Genomic DNA, 12,354 nt, shown 5'->3' on the forward strand with positions numbered 1-12,354 from the left:
GAATCTGGGACGTGTAGTCTCGCGCGGTGGATGTCGTACGAGCTGACGCACTCGACCGGTTGGAGCGTTTCTACGACGCGGTGCCCCGCGACGGGGCCCGGACCGAGGAGTTCGACTCCCTGGTGCTCTTCGTCCGCGAAGGCGCCGGATGGCCGTTCTACGCCCGCCCCCGGCCCGACGCCACCGAGGCGCCCACCCTGGCCGAGGTGACCGCCGTTCGCGCCCGGCAGCGGGAGCTGGGCCTGCCGGAGGCGTTCGAGTGGGTGCACGAGCACCACCCGGAGCTGCTCGCGGTGGCCCGCTCGGCGGGGCTGAGCGTGCTGGAGGCGCCGCTCATGCTGCTCGAACCCGAGCTGCTGCCCGACCCGGGCACGCTCAGCGACGTACCGGTGCGGGTGCTGGACCCGGGCGACCCGGGCTTCGCCGCGGACATCGCGCTGCGCCGGGCCGTCGCCGCTGTCGGCTTCGCGAACGGCGGCACCGCACGCGGCGAGGCCGGGCCGGCCGAGCGGGACGCCGCGGTGGCCCGCCTCGACGTGGAGGCGCTGGAGGAGGAGGCGGCCCGGGTGGCCGACGGCCGGCGCGTCTCGGTGCTCGCCGGCACCCCGCAGGAGGGCGCGCTGGCCAGCGGCATGGCGATGCGGGTGGACGACGTGGCGGAGATCGCCGGCGTCGCCACGCTGCCCTCCGCCCGCCGACGCGGCCTGGGTGCCGCGGTCACCGCCACGCTGGCCCGGGAGCTGCGCGCCGCCGGCACCGACCTGGTCTTCCTCAGCGCCGGCAGCGAGGACATCGCCCGGGTCTACCTGCGGGTCGGCTTCCGCCGGGTCGGCACCGCCTGCATCGCCGAGCCGGCCGCCGTCATCTGACCAGCGCGCCGACCAGGCGAGGGACACGCCAGGCGGTCAGGACGGCGGCTGCCAGGCGGCGGCCGCCGCGGCGGCCGTGTTGCGCATCCGCGGGCTGATCGTGCCGAGCGCCGCGTCCCGGGCGCGCAGCGCCAGCCGGCCCCGGGTCTGCAGCACCGCCGACATCCGGCGGGTCTGCCGCACCATGGTGGCCGCGCGGGGCCGGCGCAACCGGTCGTAGCCGGTCACCGCGTCGGGCAGCCGCGACTCGCGCAACAGCCCGGCGAGCGTGGCCGCGTCCTCGAACGCCAGGCAGGCGCCCTGCCCCAGGTGCGGCGGCATCGCGTGCGCGGCGTCGCCCAGCAGCACCACGCCGCCCGGGCCGACCGGGAAGCCGTACGCCCGGGGCAACGGCCGCAACTCGCGGATCTCCTGCTGCACCACGTCCGCCGGGTCGGTCGCCTCCAGCAGCGTGGCGATCGGCGCGGGCCAGCCCGCGTACCAGCGCTTGAGCAGGGCGAGCTGGATCTCCGGCGGCTCCGGGCGGGGTGCGCCGGCGGCGGTGGCCACCCAGTAGATGCCGCCCCGGCGGGAGGCTCCGGCGGTGCCCCGCTCCCCGAGCGAGGCGGCCACGAACCGGTAGCCGGCGCCCAGCGTCTCGCCGTGCACCGTCTGGTCGGCGGGGAGCTGCGGCGCGCGGTACCAGGGGATGACCGCCCGCCAGGCAGCGCAGCCGGAACTCACCACCGTCGTCTCCGGGCAGAGCTGCCGCCGGATCTCGCTGTCGGTGCCGTCGGCGGCCACCACCAGGTCGGCCTCGACCGTGTGCCGGCCGTCGCCCACCGCGGGACGTTCGCCGGGCACCGCGCGTACGCTGCGCACGCTCACCCCGGTGCGCAGCTCCACCTGGTCGCCCAGCCCGGCGATGAGCGCGTCGTGCAGGTCCTCCCGGTGCACCACCACCGGCATCCGGTCGGCCGGCGTGGGCCGGGGCTGCACCAGCCACTGCCCGTCCGGGCGACGGATGCCGCCGTCGGGCAACGGCGTGGCGATCGCGTCCAGCCCGGCGCCGAGCCCGAGGGCGCGCAGCGCGCGTACCCCGTTGGGCCACAGCACCACGGCGGTCGGCTCCGGCCGGACCCGGTCGGAGCGTTCCAGCAGCGTGACCCGCCATCCGGAGCGGGCCAGCGCGCCGGCCACCGCCATCCCGCCGAGGCCGGCGCCGACCACCACCGCGCTGCGCATGACTCCCCCGCTCAGCTGTCCCGGTCCGTCGGGCGCCCGCCGGCGTCCGCCCGACCGGCGTCCGCGTGGTCCGACCCGGTCGGGTCGCCGCCGGTGCGGCCGGCCGGTGCGCCCTGCGGGCCGTCGGTCGCGGCCCGGTCCGCGCGGTCCGTGTCGTCGGCCGTCGCGCTGTCCGCGTCGTGGTTCGCCGCGCGGTCCGTGTCGTCGGCCATCGCGCGGTCCGCGTCGTCGGTGTCCACCGGGTCCGCCGGGTCCGCCGGGTCCGCCGGGGGCAGCGCACCGGTCTCCCGGTACGTGCGGAACTGGTCCTCGGTCACCACCCGGTAGCCCTCCGGCGCGACCGGCCGCGCGCCGGCCTCGCCGGCCGAGAGGTCGACCTGGGACACGTCGCCGGCCGGCGCCACCGGGACGGCAGGCTCACCCACCGGGACGAGGTATTCCCGGGGACCGCGGACCCGCACGAAGTAGACGAGCGCGCCGAGGAAGACCAGCGCGGAGGTCCAGACGTTGAGCCGCACGCCGAGGATGTGGTTGGCCTCGTCGGTGCGCATCAGCTCGATCCAGAAGCGGCCCGCCGTGTAGCCCATCACGTAGAGCGCGAAGGCACGGCCCCGGCCCAGCCGCAGCCGGCGGTCCAGGATCAGCACCAGCGCGGCGACGCCGACGTTCCAGAGCAGTTCGTAGAGGAACGTCGGGTGGTAGAGCCCGGGTTGCAGGACCGGGTTGCCGGCGTCGTCGCGCAACGCGTGACCCGGGTTGTCCGGGTCCATCACGTGCACCTCGAGACCCCAGGGCAGGGTGGTCCGCCCGCCGTACAGCTCGTTGTTGAACCAGTTGCCCAGCCGGCCGATCGCCTGGGCCAGCGGCATCCCCGGCGCCAGCGCGTCGGCCACCACGGTGAGCGGGATGCCCAGCTGCCGGGCGGCGAGCCACGCGCCCACCGCGCCGCCGGCCACCGCGCCCCAGATGCCGAGGCCACCCTCCCAGATGTAGAGCGCCTTGATCGGCTCACCGCCGGCGCCGAAGTATTTCTCCGGCGAGGTGATCACGTGGTAGATCCGGGCGCCGACGATGCCCGCCGGCACCGCCCAGACCGCGATGTCGAGCACGGCGCCCGGGGCTACGCCACGGCGGCGCAGCCGGTACTCGGTGACCACGCAGGCCACCGCGATGCCGGCGATGATGCAGAGCGCGTACGCCCGGATCGGAAAGGGACCGAGCTGCCAGACGGCGGTGCTGGGGCTGGGCATGGCCGCCAGTGGGGTCATCGGGGCGAGGGTCACGGGTGCACACGGTACCGGTGCGGACCGTGTGTGCGGCACCCCGGTCCGCCGCGTCGTGGAGCCGCATGACTTCTGGTTTGCGCGGCCGTACGCTCTTTGTCCATGAGCGCGCTCACCTGGGCGGTCGCCGCGGTCGTCAGCGACGGGTCCGGCCGGGTGCTGCTCTGCCGGCGCTCCGGCGGCGTGCCCCGCTGGGGCCTGCCGGGCGGGCGGCTGCGCCACGACGAGAGCCCGCCCGACGCCGCCGTCCGGGCGATCCGCGCGGAGACCGGCCGGCTCGTCGAACTGGTCGACCTGGTCGGCCTCTACCGGGTCACCGACCCGACCGCTCCCGCGCCGCCGGCCGGCCGCTGCGGCCCTGCGCCGGACGTCCTGGTGCACGTGTTCCGCGCCCGGCTTGCGACTGGGGCTCCGGCCGGCGAAACGGCACGTGGCTGCCACCCTGAGTGGCACCCCTCGGACGCACTGCCCCGCGCGCTCACCCCCGCCACCCGGGCCGCCGTCGCTGACGCGCTCGCCGACCGTTCCGGCGTGCTCCGGAACACGGCCGCCGCCGACCCGCCGCCGGCAGACGCGCATCCGTCCGACGGCGTCGGCACGCCGCCCGGCCAGCGGTCGCCAGGTAACGTCGACACCGGCCGGCGCTGAGCGAGCTGACGCCGAGCGGGACCGGCGCAGAGCGGGACCGGCGCAGAGCGGGACCGGCGCAGAGCGGGACCGGCGCAGAGCGGGACCGGCGCGAGGTTGCGGCCGGCGCGTGGCGAGCCGCCACCGTGTCGGGGTCGGCCCCGGGCGGGCCGCCGGCCGGACAAGACCGCCTCGACTTGCTCGGCCGGACTGGATCCCGTCCCGACGCCTGGCGCGCTGATACCGGGCTGGATCTCTTTCCGACGCCTGTCGAGCTGATATCAGTAACGACTCTGCACACGGGGGACCTCGCCAGTACGTGGGCACCACCGGGACGGCGCAGGAACGGACGTCACTCGGCCGGACCGGCGGTATCGGGGTGAGCCACGCAGCGCCTTCTCGGCGGCGTGGTGTCGACTGTGCGGGTGGAGGCGGCCCGCTGCGCCACGGGGGCAGCGCGATATCACGAACGACTCAGCTCGAAAGGCGTGCGGCGGGGGTGCCCCGGTCTCGGGCGGCGGGAACCGACGGGCACCGACGGGTTCGGCGCGAGCCAGCCCGGTGCCCGGCGCGAGCCAGCCCGGTGCCCGGCGCGAGCCAGCCCGGTGCCCGGTGCGAGCCAGCCCGGTGCGAGCGCGGAGACCCGACGGGCGCCCGACACCGGCCCGACGGCGCCCGATGCGAGCCCGACAAGTGCCGGACGGCTGGCGGAGACGGTCAGCGGACCGGGTTGCGGACGCCTTCGGCCAGTTCGGCGGTGAGCGTGCGCAGGGCGGCGAGGCCGGCGGCCTGGTCCGGGGCGTCGAGCACGCACCGGACCAGCGCGCTGCCCACGATCACCGCGTCGGCGTAGCCGGCGACGGTGGCGGCCTGTGCGCCGGTGCCCACGCCCAGCCCGACCCCGACCGGCAGGTCGGTGACCTCGCGCAGCCGGGAGACCAGGACCGGGGCGGCCTCGGAGGTCTGCGACCGGGCGCCGGTGACGCCCATGATCGCGGTGGCGTAGACGAAGCCACGGCAGTGCTCGACGGTCATCCGCAGCCGCGCGTCGGTGGAGGACGGCGACACCAGGAACGTCCGGTCCAAGCCGTGCGCGTCGGAGGCGGCCAGCCACTCGGCCGCCTCGTCGGGGATCAGGTCGGGCGTGATGAGGCCGGTGCCGCCGGCGGCGGCCATGTCGCGGGCGAACGCGTCCGGGCCGTACTGCTCGATGGGGTTCCAGTAGGTCATCGTCACCACGGACGCCCCGGTCGCGGCGACCGCCTCGACCACGCGCAGCGCGTCGGCGGTGCGTACGCCGCCGGCCAGGGCGATGTCGCTGGCCTTCTGGATGACCGGGCCGTCCATCACGGGGTCGGAGTAGGGGATCTCCACCTCGATGACGTCCACGCCCGCCTCGACCATGGCGGTCATGGCGGCGATGCTGCCCTCGACGGTCGGGAAGCCGGCCGGCATGCAGCCGATCAGCACGGCCCGCCCGTCGGCCCGGGCCTTGTCGAACGCGACCCCGATGCGGCTCACGCAGTCACTCCTTGTCGAGGATGCCGAAGTACGCCCCGGCGGTGTGGACGTCCTTGTCGCCCCGACCGGAGAGGTTGACCACGATCACCGGCTCGCGGCCCAGCTCGGCGGCGAGTTCCGGGGCGATCCGCTTGGCGCCGGCCAGCGCGTGCGCGCTCTCGATCGCCGGGATCACGCCCTCGGTGCGGCAGAGCAGCTCGAACGCGGCCATCGCCTCGGCGTCGTCGACCGGCAGGTAGGTCGCCCGGCCGGTGTCGTGCAGCCAGGCGTGCTCCGGCCCGACGCCCGGGTAGTCCAGGCCGGCCGAGATCGAGTGCGACTCGATGGTCTGGCCGTCGGCGTTCTGCAGGACGTACGTGCGGGTGCCGTGCAGCACGCCGGACGAGCCGCCGGTGATGCTGGCCGCGTGCCGGCCGGTGGCGACGCCCTCGCCGCCGGCCTCGAAGCCGTAGAGCCGCACCCCGGTGTCGGGCACGAAGGCGTGGAAGATGCCCAGCGCGTTGGAGCCGCCGCCGACGCAGGCCGCGACCGCGTCCGGCAGCGCGCCGGTCAGGTCCAGGCACTGCTGGCGGGCCTCGACACCGATGCCGCGCACGAAGTCCCGGACCATCTCCGGGAACGGGTGCGGCCCGGCGGCGGTGCCGATCAGGTAGTGGGTCGTGTCGACGTTGGCGACCCAGTCCCGCATCGCCTCGTTCATCGCGTCCTTGAGCGTGCGCGAGCCGGTGGTGACCGGGACGACGGTGGCGCCGAGCATGCGCATCCGGGCCACGTTGAGCGCCTGCCGCTCGGTGTCCACCTCGCCCATGTAGACGACGCACTCGAGGTCGAACAGGGCGGCGGCGGTCGCGGTGGCGACGCCGTGCTGGCCCGCGCCGGTCTCGGCGATCACCCGTCGCTTGCCCATCCGCCGGGTGAGCAGCGCCTGGCCGAGGACGTTGCGGACCTTGTGCGCGCCGGTGTGGTTGAGGTCCTCCCGCTTGAGCAGGATCCGGGCGCCGAGCTGGGCGGACAGCCGCCGGGCCTCGTACAGCTTCGAAGGGGTGCCGGCGTAGTCGCGCAGCAGCGCGTCGAACTCGGCGAGGAACTCCTCGTCGCCCATCGCCTTGCGGTACGCCGCGTCCAGCTCGTCCAGCGCGGCGACCAGCGCCTCGGGGACGAACCGGCCGCCGAACCGGCCGAAGTGGCCGGCGGCGTCGGGGACCTGGCCGGCTGCGGGTGCGGCGCTCATCGCGGGGCGTCCTCTCGGGTCGGGTGGCCCGGCGCGGGTCAGCGCACCGGGCGGGGCGTGGCCGGGTGGTTACCGGCGTTGACCAGCTCGGCGACCGCCTCACGGGGGCTCTTCTGGGTGACCAGTCCCTCGCCCACCAGGACGGCGTCGGCGCCGGCCGAGGCGTAGCGGATCAGGTCGTGCGGGCCGCGCACGCCGGACTCGGCGATCTTGACGACGTTGCTGGGCAGGCCGGGCGCGATCCGCTCGAACACCGAGCGGTCGACCTCCAGGGTACGCAGGTCACGGGCGTTGACACCGATCACCTGGGCGCCGGCCTCCAGGGCCCGGTCCGCCTCCTCCTCGGTGTGCACCTCGACCAGCGCGGTCATGCCCAGCGACTCGATCCGCTCCAGCAGCCCGACCAGTGCGTTCTGCTCCAGCGCGGCGACGATCAGCAGCACCAGGTCGGCGCCGTGCGCCCGCGCCTCGTGCACCTGGTAGCTGGAGACCACGAAGTCCTTGCGCAGCACCGGCACGTTCACGGCGGCCCGGACCGCGGCCAGGTCGTCCAGCGACCCGCCGAACCAGCGGCCCTCGGTCAGCACGCTGATCGCCCGCGCCCCACCGGCCGCGTAGTCACCGGCCAGGTCGGCCGGGTCGGCGATCTCGGCCAACCGCCCCTTGGACGGCGACGAGCGCTTCACCTCGGCGATCACGGCCACGCCGGGCCGGCGCAGCGCCGCGTACGCGTCCAGCGGCGGCGGCGCGGCCGCGGCCAGCTCGCGGATCCGCTCCAGCGGAACCTGCTCCTGGCGCCGGGCCACGTCCTCGCGGACGCCGGCCAGGATCTCGTCGAGCACGCCTGCGGACGGCGCCCCTGCGGCGTCGTCCCCCTCCGCGTGCGCATGCTCAGCAGTCACCAACGGACTCCCCTCTCCGGGTGTCATGGGCCGATGCTAGGGGGCGCCACCTGGCGACACGTGCCGGGGGGTATGGCGCACCTCACGAAACGGGCTGTGGCATGATGGCCGACTTCTGGTGAACGCGGTGTCACGCAGCGCCACCGTGGGTATCGATCGCCGCCCATGCCCTATCTCACCACGGCCGCTCCCGCGCCGCAGCGGGGCGGGTCCCGCGCGACTGTGACCAAGCTCAAGGACCTCCGGCCCTGCCCTGGTCGCTCCCTCTGTCGGACCGTTGACCTGGGCTTCACGGCGCCGAAACGTGAGCCCGGCAGCATGGTCCTCGGGCAGACTCGACGAGGCGGCTGCCGACCGTCACCAACGATCTCGTGCGGGGTGAACCAGTGAGCGTCAACGGGCCGAACCAGACCATGGGCCTGACCACCATCTCCCGGACCGTCGCCTCCCTCGCCGTCGGCGTGGTGCACACGCTGGAACGCGCGGTGGCGGGCGACGGCCGCACCCGTACCGCCCGGGGCAACGCCTGGGAGGCGGTCTGCGCCGACCGCGCCCGGGCCGCACAGCGTCGGGAGCTGGAGCGGCTGGTGGCCGAGCTGGCCGCCGCCCGGGCCGCGGCCCGCGAGCGCCGGGACGCGCGCGAGGCCCAGCCGGTCAGCTGACCGTCGGGTCCTCGCCCCGGTCCAGCGCGTCCCACGCGTCCCGGGCGCCCCGCTCGACCGCCGGCCGCTCGGCGCCGCCCGGCGCGGCCGACGACGACGCCCGCCGCTCGTAGCGGGCGCCCATGGCCGGCCACCCGCCGCCCCGCAGCGCCGCGAACGCGCCACCGGCGGCCAGAGCCAGGCCGCCCGCCAGGACCAGCGCCGGCCAGTGCCGGCTCACCCCCGACTCGGCGAGCCCGATCCCACCGCCCAGCGCCACGGCCAGGCCGATGCCGGCCAACAGCGTGCCCAGCACCCGGCGCAGCCGCCCCCCGGTCGCCAGCAGCGCGCCGCCGCCGGCCAGCCCGACCCAGGCCAGCGCCGACACCCACGGCAGCAGCTCCGCGCCGGTGCGGCCCGGCCGCCCGGGCGGCAGCGACCCGCGGGTGGTCACCTCGACCGACCAGGTCCGGGTCACCGCCCAGCAGGCCAGTCCCGCGCCGGCCAGGCAGAGCAGCACCGCGTACGCCAGCTCGCGCCGGCCCCGCGCGGCGGGCGCGCCGGTCGCGGCCGTGCCGGACGCGCTCATCGGGCCGGCCGCAACGTCTCGGCGGCGGCGATCGCGGCGAGCACCGCGGCGGCCTTGCTCCGGGTCTCCTGCTCCTCGGCGGCGGGATCGGAATCGGCCACCACCCCGGCGCCGGCCTGCACGTAGGCGCGGCCGCCGCGGATCAGCGCGGTCCGGATGGCGATCGCCATGTCCAGGTCGCCGCCGAAGGCGAAGTAGCCGACCGTGCCGCCGTAGACGCCACGGCGGACCGGTTCCAGCTCCTCGATGATCTCCATGGCCCGGACCTTGGGCGCGCCGGAGAGCGTGCCGGCGGGGAACGTGGCGGCCAGCGCGTCGAACGCGGTGCGGTCGTCCCGCAGCTCGCCGACCACGGTGGAGACGATGTGCATGACGTGGCTGTAGCGCTCGATGGTGGCGAACTCCGGCACCTCCACCGTGCCCGGCCGGCAGACCCGGCCCAGGTCGTTGCGGCCCAGGTCGACGAGCATGACGTGCTCGGCGCGCTCCTTCGGGTCGGCGAGCAGCTCGGTGGCGAACTTGGCGTCGCCCTCCGGCGAGCCACCGCGCGGGCGGGTGCCCGCGATCGGGTGCAGCAGGGCCCGGCGTCGCCCGTCCGGACCGCCGCTGACCTTGAGGTGCGCCTCGGGGGACGAGCCGACGATGTCGAAGCCGTCGAAGCGCAGCAGGTACATGTACGGGCTGGGGTTGGTGGTGCGCAGCACCCGGTAGACGTCGAGCGGGTCGGCGTCGGTGGGGCGCTCGAAGCGCTGGCTGAGCACGATCTGGAAGCACTCGCCGGCCCGGATCGCCTCCTTGGCCGCCTCCACCGCCTTGGGATAGCCGCCCGCCGGGGTCCGGCTCACCACCTCGCCGACGCCGGGCCGGCCGACCGTGGCGACCATGGGCGGAATCGGTCGGGACAGCGCGGTGGTCATCGCGTCCAGGCGGCCCACCGCGTGGTGGTACGCGGCGGCGACCCGCTCGTCCCGGTCGGGCGCGTCCGGCGGCGGGAGCACCGCGTTGGCGACCAGGATCGCCGAGCCCTCGTAGTGGTCGAGCACCACCAGGTCGGTGGCGAGCATCATGCCCAGCTCGGGCACGTCCAGCTCGTCCCGGGTCAGCTCGGGCAGCCGCTCGAACCGGCGGACCAGGTCGTAGCCGAGGTAGCCGACCAGGCCGCCGGTGAGCGGCGGCATGTCGCCGGCCGGGTCCCAGGCCGGGCCGGCGAGCGCGGCGACGGTCTCCCGGAGCACGGCGACCGGGTCGCCGGTGGTGGGCACGCCGGCCGGCGGCGCACCGGTCCAGTGGGCCGCGCCGTCGTGCTCGGTGAGCGTGGCGGCGCTGCGTACGCCGATGAACGAGTAGCGCGACCAGGCGGTCCCGGCCGACCCGACGCCCTGCTCGGCGGACTCCAGCAGGAACGTGCCCGGCCCGCCGGCGAGCTTGCGGTAGACCCCGACCGGAGTCTCGGCGTCGGCGAGCAGCCGTCGGGTCACCGGCACGACCCGCCAGCGGGCCGCCAGCTCGGCGAAGGTGGTCCGGTCGGGGGTGACCGCGCCGTCGGTCACGGGGTCGCCTCCGGCGAGCTGACCGGCAGCTCGGTGAAGAAGCAGGTGCGGTGCCCGGTGTGACAGGCCGCGCCCACCTGCTCCACGCTGACCAGCAGCGCGTCGCCGTCACAGTCCAACGCCACCGAGCGGACGGACTGGTGGTGGCCGGAGGTGGCGCCCTTGACCCAGTACTCCCCCCGACTGCGCGACCAGTAGGTGGCCCGGCCGGTGGTGAGCGTGCGGTGCAGCGCCTCGTCGTCCATCCAGGCGACCATCAGCACCTCCCCCGAGTCGTGCGCGCGGACCACGGCGGCGACCAGGCCGTCCGGGGTGCGGCGCAGCTTGGCCGCGATGGCCGGGTCGAGCCGGGAGGGGCGGGCCGGGCCGGGGGCCGCGGCGCCGCCGGAGTGGGCGGGGGCGCCGGTCACCGGCGCGTCAGAGGCGGGCACGGTTGACCATTCTCCCGCACGCGGCGTCGGCACCGCCGACGTGTCCCGGGGGACGGGCCCGACCGGGTCCAGCGCCCGGCCCAACTGGCGCAGGTAGCGCTCCACCCGGCCGTCGACCAGGGCCTCGGCCAGGTCCGTGCCGGCCACCTCGGCGATCTCCCCGGCGTACGGGCGGACCAGCGGGAGGATCCCGCGGACCAGGCGGCCGGCGGCGGCGCCGACCTCGGCCGGGTCGGCGGGGCGCAGCCCGAGGCAGAGCAGCATGTCGGCGCGGTAGCCGGGGGGCGCGACCGGCAGGTCCAGCGCGGCGGTCAGGGCGGCCCGGCGGGACACCACCCGCACCGACGGGTTGGCCAGCCGCAGCACCGAGGGGCAGAGCCGGGCCAGGTCGGCCGCGGCCAGCCGGACGCCGATCGGGTCGTCGGCCCAGTGGGCGCCGGCCACCTTGCCCAGCGTGGCGATCAGCTCCTCCAGGCGCGGCTCGTCGGCGGGCTGGCAGAGCACCGGCAGGTCGATCCGGCGACGCCACTCGGGCACCGCCCAGAGCAGGCGCGCGGGCGCGGTGACCGGGAGCCCGAAGGCCCAGTCGGCGGGCTGACCGAGTCGGTGCACCCAGGAGCGGACGTCCCGGGCGGCCACCGAGACGTGCACCAGGCGGCCGTCGAACTCGGTCAGGTAGGCGCGGCGGGCCGCGTACGGGCCGGTGGGGCGGGCCGGTGCGGTCGTTCCGGGGGTACGGGTCACGCGGTCGTCGTCCGCGACGAGCACGTCGACGTCGACGTCGCTGTGCTCGGTGGCGGCCCGCCGGGCGTGGCTGCCACGCAGCATGATCCCGACGACCGGCCGGTCCGCGGCCTGCCGCAGGCGGGCGGCCCACTCGTCGAGGAATCCGGACTCGGGCAACGAAGCGGGACCCACCGCGACATGGTGCCGGAAGTCCGATCTTCGGCGCAATGCCCGATGGCGGACCGGGTGTCCGCTACTGGGCGACTTCAGCCCAGTTCCTCCTCGGCCCGCCGGTACGCGTCGATCTTGTGGTCGAGGACCGTCAGGTCCTCGGTCAGTTCGGCCATCCGGGCCAGCACCCGGGCCCGGTGCGCCTCGAAGAGCGCCCGCCGCGCGCCGAGCGTGCGGTCACCCTGCCGGGCCAGTTCGGCGTAGCGGCGCATGTCCCGCACCGGCATTCCGGTGCGGCGCAGCCGGGTGAGCAGGAACAGCCAGCTGACGTCGTCCTCGGTGTAGCGCCGCCGACCCGCCGAGTCCCGCCCGACGGGGGCGACCAGCCCCTCCTGCTCGTACCAGCGCAGCGTGTAGGTGGTCAGGCCGACCCGCTCCGCCGCCTCGCCGACGCTGAGGCTCTTCTCCCGGATACCGATGTCCACCGGTCCAGGCTTCCAGTTCGAGTCCACTCGAAGTCAAGCCCGTTGACCGGACGGAGAAATTCATCTAGCGTTGATTTCAACAGTTGATGAGTTATCGGAGGCGG

General features: G+C 75.9%; 12 protein-coding genes and 1 pseudogene. 3 read left to right on the forward strand and 10 right to left on the reverse strand.

The features are described from left to right. Positions 1-26 precede the first annotated feature (26 nt). Positions 27-869 (forward strand): GNAT family N-acetyltransferase, encoded by an 843-nt coding sequence (locus O7600_RS09345; protein WP_281593254.1) that lies wholly within the window; start codon positions 27-29, stop codon positions 867-869. Between the two features lie 36 nt (positions 870-905). On the opposite strand, the gene O7600_RS09350 is transcribed toward O7600_RS09345, so the two are convergent. Together O7600_RS09350 and lgt are read right to left on the reverse strand one after the other, a co-directional pair. Continuing rightward, positions 906-2,093 (reverse strand): NAD(P)/FAD-dependent oxidoreductase, encoded by a 1,188-nt coding sequence (locus O7600_RS09350; RefSeq protein ID WP_281593255.1) that lies wholly within the window; start codon positions 2,091-2,093, stop codon positions 906-908. A gap of 11 nt (positions 2,094-2,104) precedes the next feature. Next, a complete protein-coding gene (lgt, locus tag O7600_RS09355; protein ID WP_281593256.1) occupies positions 2,105-3,376 on the reverse strand; it encodes a prolipoprotein diacylglyceryl transferase in 1,272 nt (423 codons plus the stop codon). 102 nt (positions 3,377-3,478) lie between these two features. Here lgt and O7600_RS09360 point away from each other — a divergent pair, with 102 nt between their 5' ends. Beyond that, the gene (locus O7600_RS09360) at positions 3,479-4,024 is read left to right on the forward strand and encodes an NUDIX hydrolase (protein WP_281593257.1); all 546 of its coding nucleotides are present in this window, start codon (positions 3,479-3,481) and stop codon (positions 4,022-4,024) included. A gap of 696 nt (positions 4,025-4,720) precedes the next feature. Here O7600_RS09360 and trpA read toward each other — a convergent pair. Genes trpA through trpC form a run of 3 tightly spaced genes read right to left on the reverse strand, consistent with a single transcriptional unit; the run spans position 4,721 to position 7,597 of the window. Next, a complete protein-coding gene (gene trpA / locus O7600_RS09365) occupies positions 4,721-5,524 on the reverse strand; it encodes a tryptophan synthase subunit alpha (protein WP_281593258.1) in 804 nt (267 codons plus the stop codon). A gap of 4 nt (positions 5,525-5,528) precedes the next feature. Then, complete coding sequence (gene trpB / locus O7600_RS09370) at positions 5,529-6,755, reverse strand: tryptophan synthase subunit beta (protein WP_098748080.1); 1,227 nt, start codon at positions 6,753-6,755, stop codon at positions 5,529-5,531. Positions 6,756-6,793: 38 nt separating this feature from the next. Continuing rightward, positions 6,794-7,597 carry an indole-3-glycerol phosphate synthase TrpC gene (trpC, locus tag O7600_RS09375; protein WP_172968088.1) on the reverse strand — a complete coding sequence of 268 codons (804 nt, stop codon included), beginning with the start codon at positions 7,595-7,597 and terminating at the stop codon, positions 6,794-6,796. A 473-nt stretch (positions 7,598-8,070) separates the two neighbouring features. Between trpC and O7600_RS09380 the strand changes: the two genes are divergently transcribed. Then, positions 8,071-8,319, forward strand: coding sequence for a hypothetical protein (locus O7600_RS09380; RefSeq protein ID WP_172968087.1), 249 nt, complete (start codon positions 8,071-8,073; stop codon positions 8,317-8,319). Here the strand turns inward: O7600_RS09380 and O7600_RS09385 are convergent. The 5 genes and pseudogenes from O7600_RS09385 to O7600_RS09405 form a co-directional block, all read right to left on the reverse strand. Further along, positions 8,312-8,887, reverse strand: coding sequence for a Trp biosynthesis-associated membrane protein (locus O7600_RS09385; RefSeq protein ID WP_281593259.1), 576 nt, complete (start codon positions 8,885-8,887; stop codon positions 8,312-8,314). The two genes, O7600_RS09380 and O7600_RS09385, sit on opposite strands and share 8 nt — an antisense overlap. Next, positions 8,884-10,437, reverse strand: a complete 1,554-nt coding sequence (locus O7600_RS09390) for an anthranilate synthase component I (RefSeq protein WP_281593260.1) — start codon at positions 10,435-10,437, stop codon at positions 8,884-8,886. Before O7600_RS09390 ends, O7600_RS09385 begins: the two co-directional genes overlap by 4 nt. Further along, positions 10,434-10,847 carry a phosphoribosyl-AMP cyclohydrolase gene (hisI, locus tag O7600_RS09395; RefSeq protein ID WP_281594107.1) on the reverse strand — a complete coding sequence of 138 codons (414 nt, stop codon included), beginning with the start codon at positions 10,845-10,847 and terminating at the stop codon, positions 10,434-10,436. Before hisI ends, O7600_RS09390 begins: the two co-directional genes overlap by 4 nt. Positions 10,848-11,048: 201 nt before the next feature. Beyond that, positions 11,049-11,696 (reverse strand): annotated as a pseudogene (locus O7600_RS09400) (phosphoribosyl-AMP cyclohydrolase); the annotation flags it as partial. A 164-nt stretch (positions 11,697-11,860) separates the two neighbouring features. Beyond that, a complete protein-coding gene (locus O7600_RS09405; RefSeq protein ID WP_281593261.1) occupies positions 11,861-12,250 on the reverse strand; it encodes a MerR family transcriptional regulator in 390 nt (129 codons plus the stop codon). Between the last annotated feature and the right edge of the window lie 104 nt (positions 12,251-12,354).

It is taken from the genome of Micromonospora sp. WMMA1998, from assembly GCF_027497375.1.
Classification (GTDB): domain Bacteria; phylum Actinomycetota; class Actinomycetes; order Mycobacteriales; family Micromonosporaceae; genus Micromonospora; species Micromonospora sediminicola.

Excerpts from the sequence above, each read along its gene's own strand:
- O7600_RS09350 (WP_281593255.1), bottom strand. The coding sequence starts at position 2,093 with ATGCGCAGCGCGGTGGTGGTCGGCGCCGGCCTCGGCGGGATGGCGGTG.
- O7600_RS09360 (WP_281593257.1), top strand. The coding sequence starts at position 3,479 with ATGAGCGCGCTCACCTGGGCGGTCGCCGCGGTCGTCAGCGACGGGTCC.
- trpB (WP_098748080.1), bottom strand. The coding sequence starts at position 6,755 with ATGAGCGCCGCACCCGCAGCCGGCCAGGTCCCCGACGCCGCCGGCCAC.
- O7600_RS09380 (WP_172968087.1), top strand. The coding sequence starts at position 8,071 with ATGGGCCTGACCACCATCTCCCGGACCGTCGCCTCCCTCGCCGTCGGC.
- O7600_RS09385 (WP_281593259.1), bottom strand. The coding sequence starts at position 8,887 with ATGAGCGCGTCCGGCACGGCCGCGACCGGCGCGCCCGCCGCGCGGGGC.